General features: G+C 47.9%; 23 protein-coding genes. 13 read left to right on the top strand and 10 right to left on the bottom strand.

The annotated features are described in order from the left end of the window. The first annotated feature begins 35 nt into the window (after window positions 1–35). From hemH to EJV45_RS18510, 3 genes are read left to right on the top strand one after another with little or no spacing between them, the layout of a single operon-like run. Window positions 36–1,052 carry a ferrochelatase gene (hemH, locus tag EJV45_RS18520; protein ID WP_129718128.1) on the top strand — a complete coding sequence of 339 codons (1,017 nt, stop codon included), beginning with the start codon at window positions 36–38 and terminating at the stop codon, window positions 1,050–1,052. A 2-nt stretch (window positions 1,053–1,054) separates the two neighbouring features. After that, a complete protein-coding gene (locus tag EJV45_RS18515) occupies window positions 1,055–1,579 on the top strand; it encodes a gluconokinase (RefSeq protein ID WP_129718127.1) in 525 nt (174 codons plus the stop codon). Next, the gene (locus EJV45_RS18510; RefSeq protein WP_129718126.1) at window positions 1,560–2,168 is read left to right on the top strand and encodes an HAD family phosphatase; all 609 of its coding nucleotides are present in this window, start codon (window positions 1,560–1,562) and stop codon (window positions 2,166–2,168) included. The genes EJV45_RS18515 and EJV45_RS18510 overlap by 20 nt, the downstream gene beginning before the upstream one ends. On the opposite strand, the gene EJV45_RS18505 is transcribed toward EJV45_RS18510, so the two are convergent. Then, window positions 2,159–3,376, bottom strand: coding sequence for a 3-deoxy-D-manno-octulosonic acid transferase (locus EJV45_RS18505; protein ID WP_129718404.1), 1,218 nt, complete (start codon window positions 3,374–3,376; stop codon window positions 2,159–2,161). The two genes, EJV45_RS18510 and EJV45_RS18505, sit on opposite strands and share 10 nt — an antisense overlap. A 62-nt stretch (window positions 3,377–3,438) precedes the next feature. Between EJV45_RS18505 and EJV45_RS18500 the strand changes: the two genes are divergently transcribed. The 5 genes from EJV45_RS18500 to rfbB all read left to right on the top strand — a co-directional run bounded on the left by EJV45_RS18500 (window position 3,439) and on the right by rfbB (window position 8,462). Further along, a complete protein-coding gene (locus EJV45_RS18500; RefSeq protein ID WP_129718125.1) occupies window positions 3,439–4,749 on the top strand; it encodes a UDP-glucose/GDP-mannose dehydrogenase family protein in 1,311 nt (436 codons plus the stop codon). Window positions 4,750–4,752: 3 nt separating this feature from the next. Continuing rightward, window positions 4,753–5,742 (top strand): UDP-glucuronic acid decarboxylase family protein, encoded by a 990-nt coding sequence (locus EJV45_RS18495; protein ID WP_129718124.1) that lies wholly within the window; start codon window positions 4,753–4,755, stop codon window positions 5,740–5,742. An 86-nt stretch (window positions 5,743–5,828) separates the two neighbouring features. After that, entirely contained in the window at window positions 5,829–6,851 is a 1,023-nt protein-coding gene (gene galE, locus EJV45_RS18490; RefSeq protein ID WP_129718123.1) for a UDP-glucose 4-epimerase GalE, read from the top strand. Further along, on the top strand, window positions 6,848–7,405 hold the full coding sequence (locus EJV45_RS18485) for a hypothetical protein (protein WP_129718122.1): 558 nt from the start codon (window positions 6,848–6,850) through the stop codon (window positions 7,403–7,405). Before galE ends, EJV45_RS18485 begins: the two co-directional genes overlap by 4 nt. 1 nt (window position 7,406) lies before the next feature. Next, window positions 7,407–8,462 (top strand): dTDP-glucose 4,6-dehydratase, encoded by a 1,056-nt coding sequence (gene rfbB, locus EJV45_RS18480; RefSeq protein ID WP_129718121.1) that lies wholly within the window; start codon window positions 7,407–7,409, stop codon window positions 8,460–8,462. A gap of 18 nt (window positions 8,463–8,480) precedes the next feature. Here the strand turns inward: rfbB and EJV45_RS18475 are convergent, their stop codons facing one another. Continuing rightward, entirely contained in the window at window positions 8,481–9,713 is a 1,233-nt protein-coding gene (locus EJV45_RS18475; RefSeq protein WP_129718120.1) for an ABC transporter permease, read from the bottom strand. Window positions 9,714–9,827: 114 nt separating this feature from the next. Continuing rightward, window positions 9,828–10,181 carry an iron-sulfur cluster assembly accessory protein gene (locus EJV45_RS18470; RefSeq protein WP_129718119.1) on the bottom strand — a complete coding sequence of 118 codons (354 nt, stop codon included), beginning with the start codon at window positions 10,179–10,181 and terminating at the stop codon, window positions 9,828–9,830. Window positions 10,182–10,271: 90 nt separating this feature from the next. On the opposite strand from EJV45_RS18470, the gene EJV45_RS18465 reads away from it, so the two are divergent. Continuing rightward, a complete protein-coding gene (locus tag EJV45_RS18465; RefSeq protein ID WP_129718118.1) occupies window positions 10,272–11,822 on the top strand; it encodes a methylmalonyl-CoA mutase in 1,551 nt (516 codons plus the stop codon). Window positions 11,823–12,016: 194 nt separating this feature from the next. Then, the gene (gene dnaA / locus EJV45_RS18460) at window positions 12,017–13,447 is read left to right on the top strand and encodes a chromosomal replication initiator protein DnaA (RefSeq protein ID WP_129718117.1); all 1,431 of its coding nucleotides are present in this window, start codon (window positions 12,017–12,019) and stop codon (window positions 13,445–13,447) included. A 558-nt stretch (window positions 13,448–14,005) separates the two neighbouring features. Here dnaA and EJV45_RS18455 read toward each other — a convergent pair. The 6 genes from EJV45_RS18455 to EJV45_RS18430 are packed head-to-tail and all read right to left on the bottom strand — an operon-like array spanning window position 14,006 to window position 20,095. Then, window positions 14,006–17,284 (bottom strand): S41 family peptidase, encoded by a 3,279-nt coding sequence (locus EJV45_RS18455; protein ID WP_240755344.1) that lies wholly within the window; start codon window positions 17,282–17,284, stop codon window positions 14,006–14,008. 22 nt (window positions 17,285–17,306) lie between these two features. Further along, entirely contained in the window at window positions 17,307–17,855 is a 549-nt protein-coding gene (locus EJV45_RS18450; protein WP_205942428.1) for an NUDIX hydrolase, read from the bottom strand. Then, window positions 17,842–18,246 (bottom strand): hypothetical protein, encoded by a 405-nt coding sequence (locus EJV45_RS18445; RefSeq protein ID WP_129718116.1) that lies wholly within the window; start codon window positions 18,244–18,246, stop codon window positions 17,842–17,844. Before EJV45_RS18445 ends, EJV45_RS18450 begins: the two co-directional genes overlap by 14 nt. Window positions 18,247–18,258: 12 nt before the next feature. Then, window positions 18,259–19,029, bottom strand: a complete 771-nt coding sequence (locus tag EJV45_RS18440) for a YgcG family protein (protein WP_129718115.1) — start codon at window positions 19,027–19,029, stop codon at window positions 18,259–18,261. After that, complete coding sequence (locus tag EJV45_RS18435) at window positions 19,026–19,469, bottom strand: TPM domain-containing protein (RefSeq protein ID WP_129718114.1); 444 nt, start codon at window positions 19,467–19,469, stop codon at window positions 19,026–19,028. Before EJV45_RS18435 ends, EJV45_RS18440 begins: the two co-directional genes overlap by 4 nt. Before the next feature lie 44 nt (window positions 19,470–19,513). Then, window positions 19,514–20,095: a LemA family protein gene (locus tag EJV45_RS18430; RefSeq protein ID WP_129718113.1), complete on the bottom strand. Its 582-nt coding sequence runs from the start codon at window positions 20,093–20,095 to the stop codon at window positions 19,514–19,516. Between the two features lie 212 nt (window positions 20,096–20,307). On the opposite strand from EJV45_RS18430, the gene EJV45_RS18425 reads away from it, so the two are divergent. The 3 genes from EJV45_RS18425 to EJV45_RS18415 all read left to right on the top strand — a co-directional run bounded on the left by EJV45_RS18425 (window position 20,308) and on the right by EJV45_RS18415 (window position 22,831). Continuing rightward, window positions 20,308–21,849 (top strand): NAD(P)/FAD-dependent oxidoreductase, encoded by a 1,542-nt coding sequence (locus EJV45_RS18425; RefSeq protein ID WP_129718112.1) that lies wholly within the window; start codon window positions 20,308–20,310, stop codon window positions 21,847–21,849. A gap of 45 nt (window positions 21,850–21,894) precedes the next feature. Continuing rightward, a complete protein-coding gene (locus EJV45_RS18420) occupies window positions 21,895–22,365 on the top strand; it encodes a DinB family protein (RefSeq protein WP_129718111.1) in 471 nt (156 codons plus the stop codon). Between the two features lie 106 nt (window positions 22,366–22,471). Beyond that, complete coding sequence (locus tag EJV45_RS18415) at window positions 22,472–22,831, top strand: CoA-binding protein (RefSeq protein WP_129718110.1); 360 nt, start codon at window positions 22,472–22,474, stop codon at window positions 22,829–22,831. A gap of 47 nt (window positions 22,832–22,878) precedes the next feature. On the opposite strand, the gene EJV45_RS18410 is transcribed toward EJV45_RS18415, so the two are convergent. Beyond that, entirely contained in the window at window positions 22,879–24,252 is a 1,374-nt protein-coding gene (locus tag EJV45_RS18410; protein ID WP_205942427.1) for an RNA methyltransferase, read from the bottom strand. Window positions 24,253–24,769: the final 517 nt, after the last annotated feature.

The following is a 24,769-nucleotide window of genomic DNA, read 5'->3' as shown; positions in this document are numbered from 1 at the left end:
AAAACCTGAAGCCCAGCGCTTCTATTTATTTTTATATGGGGAAAAAAGGAATACTACTTGTAAACCTGGGCACACCCGATAGCCCGGAAGTTAAAGATGTAAAACGCTACCTGGACCAGTTCCTGATGGACGAACGGGTTATCGATATTGCAGCCTTCAGGCGGGCCTTGTTGGTTAAAGGTATCATTGTCCCTTTCAGAAGCCCCAAAACTTCTGCGCTGTACAAAAAAATCTGGGGACCCCAGGGTTCTCCGTTACTCTACTACAGCAAGATCCAGGCGCAGATGCTTCAGGATGAGCTGGGCGACGACTACCACGTTGAGCTGGCTATGCGTTATCAGAATCCGTCGATCGAAAGCGCATTGGCAAACCTCAAAGCCGGGCTCGTTGAGAGCATCCGGGTTATTCCCCTGTTTCCTCAATACGCATCAGCCAGCACAGGTTCCGTTATGCAGCTTGTTATGGAGCTTTTGTCCCGGTGGCCCACCATTCCCCCGGTTTCATTTGTGAACTCATTTCATAACCATCCGCTGGTTATCCGGACATTTGCAGAACATGCACAAAAGCATGACGTAGCCTCGTATGACCATGTCCTGTTCAGTTTCCATGGACTTCCTGAGCGGCAACTGTTAAAGTGCGACCATACGGGAAGTCATTGTTTGAAACGCGACAACTGTTGTGAGCAGCTTACAGATGTGAACAAATTCTGCTATTCAGCACAAGGTCATGATACGGCAAGGCTGATTGCTGCAGAGCTGGGCATAACACGCGAACAATATACTGTGTGTTTTCAATCGCGCCTTGGCAAAGAGCCCTGGGTGCAGCCCTATACCACAGACGTGCTGAAAAAGCTTGCCGCTGAAGGCAAAAAACGTTTGCTGGCATTTAGCCCGGCCTTTGTGGCCGATTGCCTGGAAACGGTCTATGAAATTACAGTAGAATACCATGAAGAATTCAAGGCTCTTGGCGGTGAGCACGTGCATCTGGTAGAAAGCCTGAACGACAATCCGAAGTTTATTGAGGCGCTGGCAGACCTGGCTTTGAATCATTAGATATGGCTCTTTACCAGGTAGTGATCATGGGCGTCTCGGGCAGCGGAAAATCTGTTGTCGGTCAGGCCATCGCCAGGGCGCTGGCTGCGGCCTTTCTTGAGGGCGATGCCTATCATTCGGAAGCAAATGTCGAAAAGATGAGCAGGGGAATTGCGCTGCAGGATGAAGATCGTGCCGGTTGGCTGAAAACCCTGCATGAGGAAATTTTTTTGCATCACCGGGAAGGAAAGTCATTCGTTTTAAGTTGCTCCGCACTCAAAAAAAGCTACCGCGATCTGCTGCGGGAGGGCATCCCCGGTCTCTGCTTTCTATACCTTCACGTTGAGAAAGAGCTGCTGAGGTCAAGACTATCAAAGCGAGAGGGACATTATATGCCGGCCAGCCTGCTTGACAGTCAGCTGGCAACGCTCGAACCGCCTGTAACAGATGAAAACGCGATCACAATAGATGCATCAGTAAGCCAGGAGGAGGTAATCCGCACCTGCTTGCTTGCCTTAGAAAAACAAAATGGACACAGATCAAGATAAATTACAACAACTTACTGAACGCACCAGTGGCGACTACCAGGCATTTCTGTACGACGTTGATGGGACCCTTGCTGATAACATCGATGCCCATAAACGTTCATATGCAGAGGTAGCTGCCGGCTATGGCGTAAACCTTGATACCGCACTGATTGACGAAACAGCCGGCTGGCCAACCGTTGTCGTTGCAAAAGAGATTAGCCGCCGTTATGGGGTTCAATTGCCTGATACGTTCGCTGCTGAGAAATCGGCGGTCTTTTTTGAAAAGTTTATCGAGCATACTATTCCTGTTGGGTTCGTGGTTCAGCATCTCAGGAATCATGCGGGCAAAGTCAGGATCGGCGTGGTGTCAGGTGGTTCCAGAACAACCGTTACCCGCACACTGACGGTACTCGGCATCATTGATCTGATCGAAGTAATGGTTTGTGCCGGCGAAACGAAGCTGGGTAAACCTCATGCAGATCCCTTCCTGCTTGCCGCACAACAGCTGGGCGTAGACCCTGCAAAATGTATTGTATTTGAAGATGGACAGCCCGGAGTTGACGGCGCGATTGCAGCCGGAATGGACTGGGTGCGTGTTGATCAGATTTGACCAAGCATCCGGCTCAGGATAACAGCTGTTGCACCCGTTTTTTTCTGCACATAGCTTCGGGCACGGTCGCCCGCTACGGCGTCTGCTTTAAGCATGTTGAAGGCTGCAAGCAATGAGGCCTCATCACTGATCCGGCAGGCAGCGTTTACGGCCCGAAGATCCTGTGCCTCCTGGAACTTGTGGTCGTTTGGTCCGTAGATTACTGGTAAGCCAAACGCCGCTGCCTCGAGCGTGTTATGAATACCGGCGCCAAAGCCTCCGCCAATGTAGGCGATTTTTCCGTATTGATAGAGCGATGACAGCATGCCGATGTTGTCAATAATCAGAATCTGCGCGTTTGCAGCCCTTTCATTAGAAAACTCAGAAAAAAACAAGGCTTCAGGAAAACGTTTTTTCAGCTCGCTAAGGTGGCTTTCCCCAATTTCATGCGGTGCCAGCACCATTTTCCAATCCGGGTTTTTCTCCATCAGACCCGCAAGTAAGCGCTCGTCTGCGGGCCAGGTGCTGCCTGCAACCAGCAGGGGTTTTTCCGCACTGAATCTTGCCACCTCATCAATGTGGCGTGCTACTGTTGCATGCGCTGCAACACGGTCAAACCGCGTATCGCCCGCTAAAACCAGGTTGTAAAAGCCAAGACTGCGAAGCAGGTTTACGCTTTCCTGATTTTGAAGGAAAAAGAATCGTACCGATTTAAGAATCTTTCTGTAGAAGCCGCCGTACCATTTGAAATAAATTTGTTCCTTTCTGAAAATTGCCGAAACCATGTAAAGCGGAATGTTACGCTTTTTAAGCGTCAGGAAATAGTGGTGCCAATAGTCGTACTTGACAAATATGGCCATTTCCGGATTAATTGAGTCAATGAAGCGCCTGGCATTTTCTGCCGAATCGAGCGGAAGATAAAAGACGGCGTTTGCCAGGTCATAATTTTTTCTGATCTCGTAGCCTGATGGCGAAAAAAAGGTGATGATGATCCGTTTATCCGGTCTGGCAACTTTCAGGGCCTCTAAAACGGGCCGGCCCTGTTCAAATTCGCCCAGCGAGGGGAAGTGAAACCACACATGCTGCACGCTCGGATCTATCTTTTCAGAAATATTTTTCCAGACGTTTTTCCTTCCCTGCACAAAGAGACGCGCTTTACCATTCCATAAGGCAACCATCCTGATCAACAGGCCATAAATTCTTATTGATATGTTGTAAAGCAAAAGCATCTTCACATCTTATTTATTATCTTCGCCGAAGATAGATTTTTAAAAATTAATCCTAAAACTCAATGAAGATCGCAGTAATCGGAACAGGCTATGTAGGCCTTGTCACAGGTACCTGTCTTGCTGAAACAGGAAATGACGTGATATGCGTCGATATTAACGAAGCGAAAGTTAAAAAAATGCAGGATGGACAGGTACCCATTTATGAGCCGGGTCTCGATCTTCTTTTTCACCGCAACATTGCCCAGAACCGCCTTACTTTTACAACAGACCTGAGCGCTGCTGTGAAAGAGGCACAAATTATATTTATGGCCCTCCCGACGCCTCCGGGCGGAGACGGAGCTGCCGATCTCTCTTATATCCTTGGCGCTGCCAAAGATATTTCGAAACTCATTACCGAGTATAAGGTTATTGTGAACAAATCAACGGTTCCGGTAGGGACTGCCGATAAAGTACAGGCGGTTTTCAAAGAGCATACTGAGATTGAGGTAGATGTGGTGTCGAACCCTGAATTTCTGCGGGAAGGTGTCGCGGTAGAAGACTTTATGAAACCCGATCGCGTGGTAGTAGGTACAACCAGCGAAAAGGCGAAGAAACTGATGGCTGAATTGTACGGTCCGTATGTACGTCAGGGAAACCCGATTCTATTTATGGATGAGCGTTCTTCTGAACTGACTAAATATGCTGCCAACTCTTTCCTGGCAACAAAAATTACCTTTATGAACGAGATTGCAAACCTTTGCGAGCTCGTGGGTGCAGATGTAGATGCAGTCCGTAAGGGAATTGGCTCTGACAGCCGTATTGGTAAACGATTCCTGTTTCCTGGCGTAGGTTATGGCGGATCCTGCTTCCCTAAAGACGTTCAGGCACTCGTTAAATCGGCAGATGAAAATGAGTACGATTTTGCGATTCTGAAGTCGGTAATGGACGTCAACGAAAAACAAAAAACCATCCTGGTGGAGAAAGTGCTTAAATATTACGGCAACAACATCCAGGGAAAACATTTTGCTCTCTGGGGTCTTGCTTTCAAACCGGAGACTGATGACATCCGCGAGGCACCGGCTCTGTACATTATTGATGCACTGGTGAAACATGGTGCAACTGTTACCGTTTTTGATCCGGAAGCCATGGCAAATGTTAAGGCCCTGATTGGTGACAAGGTTGCCTATGCGGAAAACCCTTATGATGCCCTGCAGGATGCCGATGCCCTTCTTATCGTTACCGAGTGGTCGCTGTTTCGCAACCCTGATTTCGACCGCGTTGAAAGCAGCCTGAAAAACAAGATCATCTTTGACGGCAGAAACCTGTACGATCTTGAAAAGATGATCGACCTGGGTTATTATTATAACAGTATCGGACGTAAGCAGATCAATTAAAAAATGGCCAGAAAAAGAGTTCTAATAACAGGTGCCGCAGGCTTTCTTGGCTCGCACCTTTGCGACAGATTCATCGCCGAAGGCTTTCATGTGATCGGCATGGACAACCTCATTACCGGCGATCTTGATAATATTGAACATCTGTTCAAATTAGAGACTTTCGAGTTTTACAATCACGACGTTTCAAAATTTGTACATGTTCCCGGCGAACTGGACTACATCCTGCACTTTGCATCGCCGGCCAGCCCGATCGATTACCTGAAAATCCCAATCCAGACCCTCAAGGTCGGTTCTCTCGGAACGCATAACCTGCTTGGCCTGGCCAGGGCCAAGAAAGCAAGGATGATCATCGCATCTACCTCAGAAATCTATGGAGATCCCAGCGTTAACCCGCAGCCCGAGGAATACTGGGGCAATGTGAACCCGGTTGGTCCGCGGGGAGTTTACGACGAGGCAAAACGTTTCCAGGAAGCCATCACCATGGCTTACCATACCTTTCACGGTCTGGAGACCCGGATTGTCAGGATATTTAATACCTACGGACCACGTATGCGTTTGAACGATGGACGCGTTCTTCCTGCTTTTATCGGGCAGGCGCTGCGGGGTGAAGACCTCACCGTTTTCGGCGATGGCTCTCAAACCCGCTCATTCTGTTATGTTGATGACCTGGTCGAGGGGATATACCGCTTGCTGATGTCAGATTACGCCTCACCGGTCAACATCGGGAACCCCGATGAGATTACCATTAAACAATTCTGTGAGGAAATTATCAAACTGACCGGCACGGATCAGAAGATTGTTTATCGTGAATTGCCTCAGGATGATCCAAAACAACGCCGCCCCGATATTACAAAAGCCAAAGAACTGCTTGGCTGGGAACCGAAGGTTGGCCGTGCTGAAGGTTTGAAGATTACTTATGAGTATTTCAAATCGCTGCCAAAAGAAAAGCTGGAAAAGATCGAGCATAAAGACTTTGCCACTTACAATAAATAGGATGTGATTTCTGCCGGCAGCCCTGTTGCCGGCAGAAGCTCCTGAAACGGCCAGATAGAGGCCGCACCTAAAATTATAGAAGACAAATGAAGATACTTGTAACAGGAGGCACCGGGTACATCGGTTCCCATACGGTTGTCGAGCTGCATCAGGCAGGATACGAAGTGCTGATCGTAGATGATCTCTCAAATTCCAACATCCGGATACTTGATCAGATCGAAGCCATCATCGGGAAAAAGCCGCTTTTTTTCCAGTTCGACCTCTGCGATGAGCAAATGGTAAAAGCCTTTGCTGAGCAGAATGCTGACATTTCGGGCGTTATCCATTTTGCGGCATCTAAAGCGGTTGGCGAATCGGTCGAGAAGCCACTTAAATACTACAGAAACAACTTCTTTAGTCTGATCAACCTGCTGCAGGCCTTCAACAGCAGGCTAAACTTCGTTTTCTCATCTTCATGTACGGTGTATGGTCAGCCGGATCAGTTACCGGTTAATGAGTCGGCGCCTGTAAAAAAGGCAGAGTCGCCTTACGGAAATACAAAACAGATTGCAGAAGAGATTCTGGCTGAAACCTGTGCGGTAAGCCCTGATCTGAATGTTATTTCACTGCGTTATTTTAACCCGGTTGGTGCGCACAAGTCTGCGCTTATTGGCGAGCTTCCTAACGGCGTTCCCCAAAACCTGGTGCCTTTTATAACCCAGTCAGCTATAGGCAAACGTGGTCCGATTACGGTGTACGGAAACGATTACAATACGCCGGACGGCAGCGCTATCCGGGATTATATCCATGTTGTAGACCTGGCAAAGGCACATGTGGCGGCGCTGAAACGTATGGAAGAGGGCCGGAGCGAAGGCAATTACGAGGTGTTCAATGTTGGCACCGGAAAAGGATCTTCTGTATTGGAGATCATTGCAGCTTTTGAATCATCAACAGGAGAAAAACTGAATTACCAGATCGGGCCCCGTCGTGAAGGCGATATCGAGCAGATCTACGGAAGCGTTGACAAATCTGCCGAAAAGCTTGGCTGGAAAGCTGAGCTCGGTATCGAAGAAATGATGCGCTCGGCCTGGGAATGGGAAAAATACATCAAGGCAAATCCGTTTGAATGAAGCTGAGCGAGCATCCGGAGCTGAAAAAGACCATCACAGCCCTTCCCGTAAAGGAGAAGGACAAGCTGCTGCTTCGTTTACTTGCCAGGGATAAAGTACTGACCGAGCACCTCCACTTCAAGCTGCTTGAAGATCCCTCCGATCTTGAAGACCGGAAGGAAAAATTAAAGCTGCTGGCAGATGAAGCCGTGCCTGAAATGCAACGGCTGAATGCCAAAGAAGCCCTTACAAAACTTCGGAAGCTGATGAAAGAGATGAATCACTTTGTTAAAGTGACAAAAGATCCGGTAGGTGAGGTGGAACTGAAAATGTACCTTTTGTCAGTGGTGCCGCTTACCTATCGTTCAAAAACATACAGTTTCAGAGATTACGCAACTCTTTTTAATGCCTATTATACGAAGGCGGTTGCGGCACTGATTGTAAAATTTGAAAAATTGCATGAAGACCTTCAGTTCGACCTCAGTGAAGCGCTGAACGGTCTGCTGCAGAAAATTTATAATTCTAAAATGGCAGGAGCCGCGGCTTATCAGGGCCTGCCTGAAAAAATCGATTAACATGCCAAAAAAAATCCTCATTACCGGCGGCGCCGGGTTTATCGGATCGCACGTTGTGCGCCGTTTTGTTTCGAATTATCCCGACTATGAGATTGTCAATCTTGATAAACTGACTTATGCCGGTAACCTCGCCAATCTGAGCGATATTGAAAACAGTCCGAATTACAGATTTGTAAAACTGGATATCACCGATGCTGCAGAAATCAATGAGCTGTTCAGAACGGAAAATTTTGACGGCGTCATCCACCTTGCTGCAGAATCGCATGTCGACCGGTCTATCGCTGATCCGACAGCTTTTGTTATGACCAATGTGATTGGAACGGTTAATCTGCTTAACGCTGCGCGTGAATATTGGAAAGGCGCATATGATCAGAAACGTTTTTATCACGTCTCTACAGACGAAGTGTACGGCGCGCTTGGCGAAACGGGCATGTTTACTGAAACTACTGCTTACGATCCCCATAGTCCATACTCTGCTTCAAAGGCTTCTTCAGATCATTTTGTGCGCGCATACCATGATACTTATGGAATTGACATCGTGGTTTCGAACTGCTCAAACAACTATGGCTCACACCACTTTCCAGAGAAACTCATTCCGTTGGCTATCAATAACATTAAAAACAATAAACCGGTGCCAGTGTATGGCCGCGGCGAAAATGTACGCGACTGGTTATGGGTCGAAGACCATGCACGGGCCATCGACGTCATCTACCACCAGGCCGCAACCGGCCAGACCTATAATATTGGCGGGCATAACGAATGGAAAAATATTGACCTGATTAACCTGCTTTGCCGTATTATGGATAAGAAACTTGGCAGGGAACCGGGCGAATCGGCAAGTCTGATCACCTTTGTGACCGATCGTGCCGGGCACGACCTGCGGTATGCAATTGACTCAACAAAGCTGCAGCGTGAGTTAAACTGGGTACCAAGCCTGCAGTTTGAAGAAGGCCTGGAAAAAACCGTTGAATGGTATCTTCAGAATGAGGAATGGCTGAACAACGTTACTTCGGGAAATTACCAGGCTTATTACGAAACCCAATATCAGAACAGGTAACAATTCCGGGAAACCGGTTTACTCATAGCGCAAGGCTTCGACTGGATCCAGTTTCGAAGCCTTTTTTGCAGGGTAATATCCTGACATAATGCCTACCCCGACACAAAGAACCAGGCCGCCGAATATAAATGTCCAGGGTATAATAAAGGAGCCGCCCATAAGCAGGGAAATGACATTCCCGAGCCCTATACCGAGAAAGATACCCATCATTCCGCCCATCAGGCAGATGACGACCGCTTCGATCAGGAACTGTTTTCTGATTACAGCCGGGTTGGCACCGATGGCTTTGCGCACGCCGATTTCCCTTGTGCGTTCCGTTACAGATACCAGCATGATGTTCATAAGACCGATCGATGCGCCGATCAGTGTAATCACGCCAATAGCAACACCCCCGATGGCGATGAAATTGAGGTTCTCAAATAGCGTCTGTGCAACCGCGTCACTCTTGGTGATCTCAAAATTGTTTTCAGCGGTCACTTTTACCTTCCGGATGTTTCTGAAGATTGCGGTCGATTCGCCTATGACAGCATCCATCAGTGTGTTGTCGGTTACATTGACGGTAATTGTGTATGAAGGGTTTGAATTTGAGTTGATCTGTTTCGCTTTAAGCAGCGGAATATATACAGACCTGTCGCCGCTGAAGCCCATACTCGAGCCTTTAGACTCAAGAACGCCGATAATTTTGAAGCGGTTGTTGCCCACGCTCACCAGCTTGTCTAACGGAGACTCTTCAGGAAACAGCTTTTTGGTTACTTCACTGCCTACGATACAAACGTTGCTGCCCAGTTCAACCTCAGAAATGCTGAAGTTTCTGCCGAGAGATATGTTTAATCCCTGCGAAGCAAGGCCGTTTTCATCTGTACCCTGAACATTGATGTTCGGGTTGGTCTTTTCGTTCCCGTATTTGACGGTAGAGGCGCCGCTGGCAAAAACGCTGAGCGCAACGGTTGCCGGCGCTTCAAGCTGCTCTTTAAATGCCTTTGCATCTTCATACCGGATTGATTTGTATCTCTTTGGGCGCTGACCGGAGCCTCCGATCCTGATACCTGTACCCCGGTTTCTTATCGTGAAAGAGTTAGCGCCCATGCTGGAGAAAGCTTCTGTCATGCTCTTCTTTACCGCATCAAGCGTTGTCAGGATGCCGACAAGCGCACTCAGCCCGATAGCAATGATCAGTGCCGTAAGCATGGTGCGCAGGCGGTTGCTCTTGATTGACTGGATGGCAAGACGGATATTCTCTCTGTAATTCATGTTTGGCGCGTATGCCCGATCAGTTACCGATAGACTGCCCTGGCGTTATAAAAATAAAAAGTCCCGTGGTTAAGACAACGGGACCTTTATAAATGTTACAGAACGAATACCGGATCAGGCCGAAAAACTGGTTCCGCAGCCACAGGTACTGGTTGCATTCGGATTATTAAATGTAAAACCACGTGAGTTCAGGCCATCCTGCCAGTCAATCTGCATGCCGAGCAGGTACATCTGGTGTGCCTTGTGCATAAAGACACGGATTCCGTCGATCAGAAACTCCTGATCGCCTTCTTTCTTCTGGTCAAAACCAAGCACGTAATTCATACCTGCACAGCCGCCGCCTTCTGCACCTACACGCAGACCGAAATCATCACCAATCTCCTGCTGGTCCTTTAGTTTAATAAGCTCTTTGATGGCGCCTTCCGTAAAACTTACCGGTGCAAATGTTGTATCTGTCAATGTGCTCATGCTATCGTGTTTATAGAACACAAATATAAAGAATAATGCACATTTTTGTTTTTGACTAATTTGAAATTTACTGTTCATAAACAAACGCTTATGGGTGCAGAAAGCCAACACCGTACGCCTTCGGGTATTGAAATCAAGGAGCTGTATACGGCAGCACCCGAAATGAATGAACGCCCGGGCGCATTTCCTTTTACACGGGGTATCCAAAAAGATATGTATCGGGGCCGGCTTTGGACGATGCGTCAGTACGCTGGTTTTTCAACCGCCGAAGAATCAAATAAAAGATACCATTACCTCCTGGCGCAGGGTACCATGGGGCTGTCAGTCGCCTTTGATCTGCCCACGCAGATCGGCTACGATTCCGACCATCCGATGGCAGAAGGGGAGGTAGGCAAGGTTGGTGTGGCTATTGATTCGCTTGCTGATATGGAGATTCTTTTCCGCGGCATTGAGCTTGAGAAAATCACGACCAGTATGACGATCAACGCAACCGCTGCCATCCTGCTTAGTATGTATGTGGCACTGGCAAAAAAGCAGGGTGCCGATCTGAAGCAGCTGTCGGGAACAATTCAGAACGATATATTAAAGGAGTACGCTGCCCGCGGAACATATATCTATCCGCCGGCACCTTCCATGCGCATTATTACAGATATATTCGAGTACTGCAGCACCGAGCTGCCTAAATGGAATACAATCTCTATATCCGGATACCACATACGCGAGGCGGGATCTACAGCGGTACAGGAGTTGGCCTTTACGCTGGCAAACGGAAAAGCTTATCTGCAGGCGGCCCAAAAAAAGGGGCTTGATATTAATGTATTTGCTAAGCGGCTATCCTTTTTCTTTAACTGTCACAATAACTTCTTCGAAGAGATCGCCAAATTCAGGGCCGCCAGACGCATGTGGGCGAAAATTGCGAAAGAGCTTGGGGCCACCGATGAGAAAGCGCAGATGCTTCGTTTTCACACACAAACCGGCGGCTCGACGCTTACAGCGCAACAGCCGCTTAATAACGTGATCCGGGTTACCAACCAGGCCATGGCCGCAGTGCTGGGTGGTACCCAATCGCTCCATACAAATGGTTACGACGAAGCAATCTCGCTGCCTACCGAGGCAGCCGCCAGGGTAGCCCTGCGTACACAGCAAATCATTGCGTTTGAAACCGGAGTGACAGATACGGTCGATCCGCTCGCGGGATCGTACTTTGTAGAAAACCTGACTAACGAAGTAGAGGCCGCCGCATGGACCTACATAGATAAGATTGATGCTATGGGTGGTTCAGTAAAAGCGATAGAGCAGGATTATATTCAGCAGGAGATTGCCGCATCAGCATACCTGCATCAGCAGGAGGTCGAAAACGGAAGCCGGATTGTAGTCGGAGTAAACAAATTTGTTGAGCCTGAAACGGCTTCGCCCGAGGTTTTCCACATCAATGAAGAGGTGCGCCGGCAGCAAAGTGAAGGGCTAAAGACACTACGTATAAACCGCAATGAAACAGCAGTACGCCAAGCGCTTGAAAATCTGGCCAAAGCTGCCGCCTCAGAAGCTAATTTAATGCCCTTTATTTTGGCTGCAGTCGAGGAATACAGCACGCTGGGCGAGATTTCTGATGTGTTACGTAATACTTTTGGCGAGTATTAAAAGGATGTGGAAAAATAGTTATTAACACTAAAAATTCAGGCTAAATACGGTACAAATCTAGGGTTGAGACAGTTACGAAATAATTCAAATTTTAATTTTTTATGTTGATAATTTTCCCAATATTCGACTTCCCGAAACGACCCACCCCTAACAATCGGATCGGAACTGAAAACCAATAATTTGCGAATTTAACAATGGAAAAAACTTGTACCGAAGTATGGAAGAACTGTCTCCAAATCATAAAGGACAACATCCCGAACCAGAGTTTCAAGACCTGGTTTGAGCCGATCAAAGCCCTTAAGTTGGAAGGCAAAGTACTTACCATCCAGGTACCGAGTTTGTTTTTCTACGAGTGGCTGGAGGAGCACTACGTAGGCTTGCTTCGGAAAACCGTAAAAAAGCAGCTTGGCGATGAAGGTAGGCTCGAATACAACATCGTCGTAGACAAGTCTTCGAGCTCAGGAAATCCTTACACAACCAATATGCCGTCTAACGGCAATGGGGCGGAGGCGAAGATGCAGTCTATGCCGATCCCGGTATCGATCAATAAAGACATTAAAAACCCATTCATCATTCCCGGCCTGAAAAAGCTGAATGTTGATCCGCAGCTCAATGCGAATTACACCTTTGAAAATTATATTGAAGGCGACTGCAACAGACTGGCCCGTTCTGCGGGTTATGCCGTAGCAGCAAAACCAGGCGGCACATCATTTAACCCGCTGATGATCTATGGCGGTGTTGGTCTTGGTAAAACACACCTGGCACAGGCTATAGGGAACGAGATCAAAAGAAACATGCCGGATAAACTGGTTATTTATGTTTCCTGCGAGAAATTTTGCCAGCAGTTTGTAGACTCGCTTAAGAACAATACGATCAACGACTTTGTGAACTTCTACCAGGCTATGGATGTGATCATCATGGACGATGTGCACAACTTTGCCGGGAAAGAAAAGACACAGGATATCTTCTTTCATATCTTCAACCACCTGCACCAGATGGGTAAACAGGTTATCCTGACATCTGATAAAGCGCCTAAAGATCTTGCCGGATTGGAGGAGCGTCTGCTTAGCCGCTTTAAGTGGGGGCTTTCTGCTGATCTGCAGATCCCTGATCTGGAAACAAGAATTGCTATTCTTAAAAAGAAGATGTATGCCGACGGGATCGAGCTGCCGGCAGAGGTGATCGAGTATGTTGCACATAACATTGATAACAATGTCCGTGAGCTTGAGGGTGCAATGGTATCGCTTCTGGCACAGTCGACCCTTAATAAAAAAGACATCGATCTCATCCTGGCTAAACAGATGCTGAAGAATTTTATCAAGAATACCTCGAAAGAGATCTCGATGGAATACATCCAGAAACTGGTATGCGAATATTTCGAAGTGCCTGTAGATATGGTAAAATCGCAGACCCGGAAACGCGAAATTGTTCAGGCGCGCCAGATCTCTATGTATCTTTCAAAAAGCCACACGAAATCATCACTTAAAACGATCGGTGCATTTTTCGGCGGGCGCGACCACAGTACGGTGATTTATGCATGCCAAACGGTCGAAGACCTGATCGAAACAGATAAGAAGTTTAAGATCTACGTAAACGATATTCAGAAAAAGCTCAAGATGAGCTGATAAAGACTGTTCAATTGTAACTATACAAGTAAGGTTAAGCGCTATCTGTGAAAACAGAGGCGCTTTTTTTCTGGGCTTTCCCTCACAATCACTTCCTCGCGGGCCATTCAGAGCGTAGCGAAGTTCTAGGTTGTAAGTGTTAAGTTCTAAGTCTGCGCGTAACCCTCGGTGAGACCAAAAAAAAGGATGTAAAGACCCGGCGTGTAATCGAACCAAGAGCCAAGAATTGTGAACCAGAACCCTAGGGTAGGAAGAGCAAAGAAAAACGAACAAAGATGAAAGACCGTTGCTGAGTTGAAAGTAAAAAGTTGAAAGTAAAAAGTTGAAAGTAAAAAGTTGAAAGTATAAAGCCATTGGCGCCTAACCCCTCAATACGCCACACTGGCCGAGGGGCTTTGCATGTCTCAGGACTCAAATCTCACATCTCAATCTAGAAAAAGTGCACCACGTCCAAATACCAACTACGAATATCTATATACTATTTACAAATGCCTATATACTATTAACGATCTTAAACCTCAGGTCGTAAAAAAAGCCACCCGGAGGTGGCTCTTTAACTTATTTCTTCGCAGTCTGCTGCAGCATTTCTTTAACCGCTGCCTCAATCTGAGGGTCTTTCCCATTCAGAAAATCACTGTAAGGAAGATCCACGCGGATATCTGGTTCTACCTGCAGATTTTCTGTCGTGCGGCCTTCCTTGCCTACAGTCCCGAACATCGGAATACCAAATACAATTGTGGGATCGATCTGTTGTTCCCACCATACCGCTGTACCTGTTCCGGCCACCGGCATACCAATCAGTTTACCCGTACCGGTCTGTTTGTAAATGTAAGGGAAGATAAAGGCATCGCTATAATTACCCTCACTCATAAGCACCACACTGGGTTTAGTCCAGGTTCCTACCGGTTCAGTGCCTTTCAGCGTTTTTCCGCGATTGGTAAAATTCAGGTACGACTTGCCTGATAAAAATGTGTTCAGGTCGTTGTGCAGCCAGCCGCCACCGTTAAACCGGGTGTCTACGATCAGCGCCTGTTTTTCAAGATTAATGCCACCGGCAGCGTCGAGAACTTCACGGTAACTGTCATCGTTCATACCACGTACGTGAACATAGCCTACTTTGCCGTCACTAAGTTTATCTACCATGGCGCGCATTGTTTTTACCCAGCGCTTGTACATCAGTTCGTTTTCTTCTTCGAAAGAAATGGTTTTAACGGGTTCTTCGAAATGTGTCCTGGTTGCGGGGTCATACAGGCTCAGCAGCACTGTTTTACCGAGTTCACGGTTCAGCAGTCTCGAACCGTCTTCAGTTTCGTCCAGCTCGCGACCATTAATCTTTTCAATAATCTGACCCGCTCTTACCTTCGAACCCGTTTTATCAACTGGGCCTGAACCCAGAATCTCTGTTATTTTGATCCCTTTACCGGTATACGTTTCGTCTGAAAGCAGACCAAGCGCAGCGGTACGATCTGCCGCAGGAAACTGCGGCGAGTACCTGCCGCCGGTATGTGAGGCATTCAGTTCGCCCAAAAGCTCGCTCAGAAGTTCCTGGAAATCGAAGTTGTTTGATATATGTGGTAAAAAGCGTTCGTAACCCGATTTATAGGCGTCCCAGTTTACATTATGCAGTTCTGGCTGATAAAATTTCTCCCGCACCTGGCGCCAAGCATGCTCATAGATATAAGCGCGTTCATTTGCGGTATTTAATGTCATCTCGCCGTTTATGTTAATGGGCGAAATTTTTCCGCTTTCTGCATCGATTTTTACAAGCCGTCCGCTGTTACTTACAATTAAGGTTTTCTCATCTTTGCTCATTTCGATGCCGCTTGGTGAGCCACCCAGCTTTGCCAGGATCCGGCTTTCCCGCGTGCGTGGTTCCGTGACCCACAAATCGTAGCCTCTTTCAAAAGCAGCCAGATAAAATATTTTACTTGCATCCTTGTTAACCGCATAGTCGCTGATTGATGCGCTGTTTCCGGTAAGTTTTACAATCCGGTCGCTGGCGCCTTCAAGATCGAGAGTAGCAAGGGTTTTGCTCGCTTCGGCTTTTTCCTTTGTATTCTTTTTGGCCTTTGTCTTTTCATCCGTTTTTGCTGCTGAGTCTTTTTTCGCTTTTTCTTCTGCTTCCTTGAACAGGGCAAACTCGTCCTTGCTCAACTTGTATTTGTCAAATTCGTTCCGGTCAAAGAACAGGGCGAACACGTCGACTTCGCGGCTGCCCTGTACTGCGGCAGATCTGCGTCCGAAGCGATCGCTTGTCCAGGTAAGGATTTTACCATTCATTCCCCATTTTGCAGCGCCTTCGCCAAATCCGCTGTTTACGGGATGAACAATTTTGCCGCTTCCGTCGGCCTTGATCAGGGCAGCGTTGTTTGCTGAGAAGAAAAACCCGCGCTGGTCATCGGTAATGATCCATTTTCCATCGGGGCTCCATTGAAAACCCCAGTCTCCATCGCTGTAAGAGTGGTTGTGTCCCTCAGGCAGCAGTGTCCGGGTTGCCTTGGTTGCAAGGTTGTAAACTTTCAGAATATTCCGGTTTTCGACATAAGCGATCTCTTTGCCATCAGGCGAGAATTTAGGAAGAAATTCTTCGGCAGCACTTTGTATGACCGGCTCCTCTGCAAGTACCGTTGATGCATAGAAGTAAGGTTCAGAAGCCCTAGTTCTGCTGGTTCTATAGATGTCCCAGCTTCCTTTCCGCTCAGCGGCGTATATAATCGATTTGCCATCGGGTGCCCACTCAATCATTCTCTCCTGCTGCGGTGTGTTGGTAATCCTTTTGGTTTGTCCGTTTTCGACACTGGCGACGAATACCTCGCCCCGCGAAACAAAAGCTATTTCCTTACCATTCGGCGAGAGGGCGTATTCACTTACATTGCTGTTAATGGGAATGTTTTTCTCGATTTCTGATGGTGTTTCATTTGCAATCAATACCTGCACCTTTTTCGGCTGTCCGCCAGGGGCAAGCGTATAGATCTCACCGTTCCAGCTGTAACAAAGTGTGTTATCTGTAGCAACGCTTAGCGCGCGAACGGGATAATCCTTGAGCCTGGTTAGCTGGGTAACGCTTCCGCCGGCAGGCGTCATGCTATAAATGTTTTGTGTGCCGTCTTTTTCGCTGAGGAAAAAAATCTGGTTCCCGCTCAGGCTGAATACGGGTTCACGGTCTTCACCGTTGAAATCGGTTATTTTAGTGTATTTACTGTTTTTCAGCTCGAGTGTCCAGAGATCGCGCGTAACTGAAGATGTATGGTGTTTACGGAATGGATCTTCGTATCCCTTGCGGTCCTGAAATACAATCTGGCTGCCATCTGCGTTGTAATGGGCGTTCTCAATTCCTGCTGCGCTGATCAGAACGGGCTTGGTGCTTCCGTCGGCCGGAACAGAGTAAAGGTTCATGAACAACCGCGGCGACGGAAAACGTACACTTTTAGCCGGGGCGTGGTGTGCCGAAGAAAACAGAACTTTTTTGCTGTCTGCGCTGAAATCGCTGGGATAATCATTTACGCTGTTGAATGTCAACCTGCTGGCCGTTCCGCCGTTGGCAGGAATCACAAAGACATCAAAGTTTCCGTAACGGTTGCTTGCAAAGGCAATCGACTTGCCATCGCGGCTCCATACAGGCATTTGTTCGTGATATTCTGATATGGTCAGGGGAGTCGCAGTTCCGCCGCTGGCCGGAATCTTGTACAAATCTCCTTTGTAGCCAAAAACAATCGTCTTCCCATCGGGCGATAACGCCGGGTAGCGCAGCCAAAGTGCTTCGTTTTGTGCTTTCGCAGTCATGCCGGCCATAAGGAGCCCGGCCGCGAACGCGAATTTTGTAAAATTGAACTTCATTGAATGTTTGGTTGTATAAGTATTAAGGTATGTTTAGTCTGTTAAGGCCGTAAAAGAGGGCAGCAGCATGTAAGGCCTGGCCGATTTTATTTTCCATCAGCAAGGTTTTTACCTCTTCCGGCCGGTGAAGCGAAACCTCAAGGATTTCATGTTCATCCAGGTGCTGTTCATGGGTTTTGATCCCCCCTGTAAGCAGATAGGTAAATGTGCGGTTGGTTGATGTTGCGGGATTTGCATACAACGTTGCAATCAGTTCGCATTTTTCAAAGCTGTAGCCGGTTTCTTCAAGCAGCTCGCGTCTGATGGCTGTTTCGGGTTCTTCACCGGCATCAATCACACCGCCGGGAACTTCAAGCGAGATAATGTCAGCAGCATGCCTGTACTGCTGCACCAGAATAATCTCGCCATCTGCTGTCACTGCAATGGCATTGACCCAATCCGGATACTCCAGCACATAATAATCATCTTTCACAATTCCATCGGGAAGCTCACAGGTGTCGACCCGCAAGGTTGCCCACTTTTCGTTGACCAGGTAGCGCGAGTCAAGTTTTTTCCATTTAGTGATCAGCATCTGATAAAAAGTTTTTTAATTGTTGTTGAATGGAGAGGTTACCGAAAGACTGCAAATGATGCTTGTTTTCAAGCAAGGCATATAAAAGCAAAAGATTTTTAGCCAGGGCAATGTTCTCACCGGTTTTTAAAGCCGGATCAAACTGAACATGCATAAGCTGACCAAGATAATCTACTTTTCCGGCTTCGAAATTGCGTTCGTCCAGGAGGGCTTCAAATTCGTTCTCCGGCAGCACAAGCTGTGCTGCTGTCAAATCAAAAAAAGCCCGAAGGCTTTCACTAAACGTTTCGGCCGCTTCATCATCCCGGTTTTCGTTTTTCAAACCAAGAATACGAGCCAGCACCTGTGCCAGTTTCTGGATTTCTGCTGTTAGTAAATCTCTCCTGTACATATTAAGTTGTCATTACCAGCTGCCGCTTGATCCGCCTCCGCCAAAGCTGCCGCCGCCGAAGCCGCCAAACCCGCCGCCCGATGAACCGCCGCCGCCCCAGCCTCCGCTGCTTCGTCCGCCGCCTCCGCTGCCAAACAGCATAGCCCACCAAAGTGCGTTAGCGGCACCGCGCCCGCCGATCACCTGGCTTCCGCCACCGCCGCCGCCCCGCTTGATCAGGAAAATTACAATGATAATAATGACCACAATACCGATAATGCTGATGTCATCGCGGTCTTTGGAGATTTTTGCAGGTGCTTTGTCGTGGTATTCACCCTTTGTATAAGCAATGATCGAGCTCGTTCCGGCATCGAGACCTTCATAATAACGGCCGGCTTTGAACTGCGGTTTAATATCGTTTTCGATGATGCGCTTTGCGTAAACATCGGGCAGGGCACCCTCAAGTCCATATCCGGTTTGGATAGAGATCTTACGGTCGCCCAGCGCAACAACGATCATAATACCGTTATTCTTGCCCGCCTGACCAACGCCCCATTTGCGGCCAAGTTCAAGCGTGTATTCATTGATGTCGTAATCGCCCACAGACTTGAGAATAGCTATAGCGATCTGCGTGGAAGTGGAGTCATTAAAGGCTACCAGCTTCGACTCAAGTTGCTGCTTTTCGCTGCCCGACAAGGTGCCGGTATAGTCATTTACGAGCGTAGCCGGCTTTTCGGGAAAGTCCTGGGAAAAAGAGAGGAAACTGCTAAAGATTAAAAAACAGACGGCTAAAAATTTTCTCATTCCGATGTTTTTGAGTTTAAGAACACGACCTCATTAGGCAGTTCGTTTGTATAATCATTTTTTGAAGGGAAAAATGCGCTTAATTTTTCACCGGCCAGCCTGATACCTGCCACAATGCCCGTGGTAAACTCACCTTTTACAAAATATTCCTGCATGAGATTTTTAGTGGACACCCAGAAATCGGCGGGAACACGCTGGTCAATTCCGCGGTCGCCAATAATGGCAAATTTATGGTCGTCAAACGCCAGGTAGATCAACACACCGTTTCGCTGAACTGTGCGGTGCATGTTCAACTCTTCGAAATGGCGCGTTGCCGTTTCATATGCATCACCCGGACAGTGGCTGTCTATTGCTATGCGTATTTCGCCCGAAGTATGCTTTTCAGCCTGTTCAATGGCTTGCGCAATTGCATCCTGTTCTTCTTCTGAAAAAATAGCCATGATCTTATAAATAATTGTGGCGGCACTGGGCCGCCACAGGTTTTTTAGAATTCTACTTTTGGTGCGTTCTGTGACGCGGCATCAGCCTCAAAATATCCTTTTTGTTTGAAACCGAACATGCCGGCGGTCAGGTTTGCGGGGAATGAACGGATTTTACCGTTATACTCCTGCACCGCATCATTAAAATCTTTACGCGCTACAGTAATACGGTTTTCAGTCCCCTCAAGTTGTGCAGAAAGATCGCTGAACTGCTGTGTTGCCCGCAATTCGGGATAATTCTCGGTAATAGAAAGCAGTTTGCCCAGTGCCTGGCTCAACTCTCCCTGTGCTGCCTGAAATTTTTTAATGTTTTCGGGGCTCAGATCGTCTGCTTTTACGGTAAGCTGGGTCGCCTTTGCGCGGGCTTCAGTAACCGCAGTCAGCGTACCCTGCTCAAATTTTGCAGCGCCTTTTACGGTGCTTACAAGATTTGGAATCAGGTCTGCCCGCCGCTGATATTGCGTTTGTACGGTTCCCCATTTTGATTTTACATTCTCGTCAAGTTTTACCATGCTGTTGTAACCGCATGAGCTGAACAAGGTCATGGCAAAAATGCCGGCAATAAGACTAAAAAGTATTCTTTTCATTTTTTTTCGTTTAACATTTCTTTTGAAGGGTGGCTGAATAAAACAGCGGCAATGCTGCCAGACCGCTCCCCTCAACGGTTGAAATTTACTAAATCGGATTCAATTTCCGTACCTTTGTTACATCAGGGTATGAATTTATGCGGTTTTGTCAGTTTTACAGAATCCGCCCGGAGCCATCCGGCATGCAAACCGCTGATCACCTGACAAAATGTATGCAAAGAGATATCGAGATCAGTCTGCTTCCGCATGAAGTGGAGCAAAATGAGGTCATCAGGGCGCGGCTGGTAGCCGCACTTCAGGTCGAACCAGCCAGGTTAACGGGACATCAGGTATTAAAGAGGTCTATCGACGCCCGTTCCAGACGCGTGGTTTTCCGGCTGATGCTTCGTGCTTTTGTTGATGAGCCTGTTCCCCTTCAGCAAGGGCCGGCAACCTATCCTGATGTAAGATCAAAAACCGAAGTCATTATAGTGGGCGCCGGGCCTGCAGGCTTATTTGCTGCAATTCAATGTCTCGAATCCGGGCTTAAGCCTGTCGTGCTTGAGCGTGGTAAAGACGTTAAACAACGCCGCCGCGATCTGGCTGCTATTAACAAAGAAGGCTTTGTAAATACGGAATCTAATTATTGTTTTGGCGAAGGCGGAGCTGGTACCTATTCTGATGGCAAGCTGTACACGCGCTCAAATAAACGCGGTGATATCAATAAGGTGCTGCAAATTTTTGTAGACCATGGCGCTACCGGAGACATCCTTGTTGACGCCCGTCCGCATATCGGCACGAATAAACTTCCACATATTATCACCGCCATGCGGGAAACCATCCTGAACGCTGGTGGAGAGATTCTCTTTGGCAAAAAAGTTACCGATTTGATTTTGAATCAGGGGCGTATCAGCGGTGTGGTTGTCAATCATAACGAAGAATATACCGGCCACGCCGTTATCCTGGCAACAGGCCATTCGGCACGCGATATTTATGAGCTTCTGCACGCACGTAATATTCTGATAGAAGCAAAGCCATTTGCCCTGGGTCTGCGTATTGAGCATCCGCAACAGGTTATAGATACAGCCCAGTACCACAGTGCCGCGCGCAGCGAGTTTCTTCCGCCGGCCTATTACAGCCTTGTGGAGCAGGTAGGCAGCCGTGGCGTATTTTCATTTTGTATGTGTCCCGGTGGTATCATTGCACCCTGCGCTACCGGCGAAGAAGAGATTGTCGTAAACGGTTGGTCGCCCTCAAAACGCAATAATCCCTTTGCAAACTCAGGCACAGTTGTTCAGATCACACTTGATGATGTAGTGGGTTATGATCCGCTGCGCATGCTTAACTTCCAGTCTGAGATAGAGAAAGCCGCATTTCAGGCGGGCGGCGGGAATCTGGTAGCCCCGGCTCAGCGAATGATCGATTTTGTCCAAGGAAAATTATCGGTAGACCTGCCCGTAAACTCCTATCTGCCGGGCACCCGTTCGGCCATGTTAGATCAGATCCTTCCCGATTTTATCGCAAAGAGCCTTAAGGCTGCATTGCCGGTATTTGGAAAGAAAATGCGCGGATACTACTCAAATGATGCGATTCTGGTTGGCGTGGAAAGCCGTACATCATCGGCGGTGCGGATACCAAGAGATAAAGAGAGTCTGCAGCATCCGCAGGTACGGGGCCTTTACCCTTGTGCAGAAGGTGCAGGTTATGCCGGCGGTATCGTTTCTGCGGCAATAGACGGCATGAATTGCGCATTGGCAGTTGCCCGTACCATATAAGCGAAAAAAACGTTATAATAGCCTGCCTTCAGGGCACAACCTATTATGACATCTAAGGAAATTGTAAATGAATTGCGAAAAGCTTTTCATGGAGAACCATGGCATGGCAACAGCCTGCTTGCTATTCTGACAGCGTGCAGCGCACGAAAGGTCTTTAGTCATCCGGTGCCCGGTGCACACTCTGTTGCCGAACTTGTGCTGCATCTTACCGCCTGGACACGTGAGGTCATCTGCCGCATCTCCGGTGAAACCGCAAAAGAACCCGAAATGGGCGACTGGCCCGTTCCACAGGAGCAGACGGAAAATTACTGGAATAATATACTGCTCGATTTCAAACAAAGTAATGAGCAGCTGATCAGGCTGGCAGACGAGGTCAGGCCGGAACGATGGCTGGAAGTCGCCGGAGGATCAGAAAAAGTGGATGGATCTGAAGTCACTTGTTTTGAACTGTTGAACGGGTTGGTACAGCACCATGCCTATCATGCCGGACAGATCTCGCTTCTTTGTAAATATTGATGCCTCTGCAATGTCCCGCCTAAAACAAAAGCAGCGAAGCGCGTGTTAGGCAGCATGAAGTGCAGGGCCCTTCAGCCTACAGCTTCACAAAAGCAGGAGAGTCCACATGAAAAAGACACTAATCATCGGCGCAACGCCAAATCCTTCCCGATACGCTTACAAAGCTGCCCAGATGCTCACGCGATACCAGCATGAGATTGTAAACGTGGGTGTAAAAACCGGGGAGGTTGCAGGTGTGACCATCGAGAAGCCGGGTGCAATCCACGATGATATTGACACCGTTACCTTATATATAGGACCCGCCATCCAGAAGGATTATCATGATTACATCATCGATACGAAACCTAAACGGGTCATCTTTAATCCGGGCACAGAGAACTATGAGCTCGAAAAGCTGCTTGATCAGCATGGTATCGAGCCGGTCAGGGCCTGTACACTGGTTATGTTGTCCACCGGACAGTACTAGTAAAAGCCGGACAGCCAGGTAGTATAATTCTGACGGCGCCTGCAGGATCAGGATTGCCGGAGAATACGAAGTTCTTTTGGGAGATAATTATTTACGCGGTTAGGCAGAACTTTAGCCCAGCCCAGGGGATGCCCTTCAAAGCACACCATTCCCCAGCCATGTATTGCCGCATCAATCCGGATCTCATTTCTGCGAAGGTAGTCTAATGCGGTTTCTTTCGTTACGTCGAAACGCGGAATCTTATCATGCACAATCAGGCTTAATGCAAGCTGATGATCAGGTACAAGGTCCTTACCCGCAATCCGGCCAAGTTTTACGCCCGACTTACGTATATATAAGGACTGTCTGATCTGTAGAAAGTCGTTGTAGTGGCTCTCAGGAAAAGCATACAGTTCTTCATTAAACCTAAAAATCTGCAACCCTGAAATATCAATTACCCATGATCTCAGTATGTCCCGTTCCTGTTTGCCTGCCAGCGTCCGGTCGTCCTGTTTTCTCATAGCTTTTACGGTTGCCGGCGTAGTCTTTCGCAGGCAGGCGATAAAAAAACCTTCCCCTTCTACCTGCCCGGGATAAAACCTGTAGCCGTAAGCACCCCTGCCGGGGGATGTCGTTTCAACGATCCCCTCAAAAAGCGGAAGCCTGATGCTTTCCATATGGAATGTTTCCAAAAGCCAATCCAGTACCAGTTCATTTTCGGCTTCAGAATAAGAACAGGTAGAATAGATAAGCGTGCCGTTTTCTTTTAGCGCCGGGTAAACATCGGCAAGGATACGCTGCTGCCGCTGGCTGCAGAGTCTGACATTGTCTTCAGACCATTCATTGATTGAGGCAGGGTCTTTGCGAAACATGCCTGAACCCGAGCAGGGAGCATCGGCAACGATCAGGTCGAAGAAAGCGGGTAGGCGCGCAAAGTCGCGCGGATCATTATTTGTGACGATCGTATTGGCGGGACCCCATTTATCAAGGTTGTCTGCCAGCACATTTACCCGGGTTTTGATTATCTCATTGGCTACAAGGAGTCCATTCTGGTTCAAAAATGAACTGATCAGCGTGCTTTTACCGCCTGGCGCGCCACAAAGATCAAGTACAACCGGATCTCCGGGAAGGCTGATGGTTTGCAGGGCCTGTTGCAGAAACATGGACGATGCCTCCTGTACATAATAGCAACCTGAATGAAACAGCGGATCAAAAGTGAAGGAGGGCCGTTCAGACAGGTAGTACCCGGCATTATTCCATTGCACAGGACTGGATGGAAAAGGCAGCTCTGCCGGTTTAAACGGATTACTGCGGACGGATACGATAGATTTACCGTCGGCAAGATGTGCAGCGATAAAGGTCTCTTCGTTAAAATGCGGAAGTTGTTTTAATTGCTCGACGAGCGATGCAGGCACCTGAGGCATAGCTATATATTTATGCAAAAGTAGCGATTTGACGGGAGACCAGGGATGTAGAATAGAGATGTGGCCGGCCCGAAGGTCATGCTGTTAGAATCCGGATTGTGTAGCCAGGCAGACTTTTTTCAAAAAAATATGAAGATGTCTTTGCAGGAATCAAAACAATTTCTACCTTTGCAGCCCGGTTCGGAAGGAACGGGGATAATGAAAAGCTGAAAGGGGTAAGAGAAGAAAAAAATAAAATCTTTTTCTTTGCGAAAACAAAAAGATTCTTACCTTTGCAGTCCCTGAACGAAAGGAAGGGAAAACGGAAGCAGCGGATGTTGCGGAAGTAAATAAAAAAAGATTGAAATCAACGCCTTGAGAAGAGGGAGCTAAGGCCGGGACGAACAGACCCGGAGGCGGTAACTAAAAGGAGAGGGATGAAGTTGAAAAGATATAAAAAACGGCAGCCGCGAGGTAAAAGATAAGCCGGAAAAGTTCTTAAAAGAGATGTCAATGTAGCGTGGCGAGGTAACAAGGTATTTACCCAAGTACAGGG

The sequence above is a fragment of the Pedobacter sp. SYP-B3415 genome (assembly GCF_004138205.1).
GTDB lineage: Bacteria > Bacteroidota > Bacteroidia > Sphingobacteriales > Sphingobacteriaceae > Pedobacter.
The sequence above is the reverse complement of the archived record's forward strand: the minus strand, read 5'-3'. Positions and strand labels throughout refer to the sequence as shown.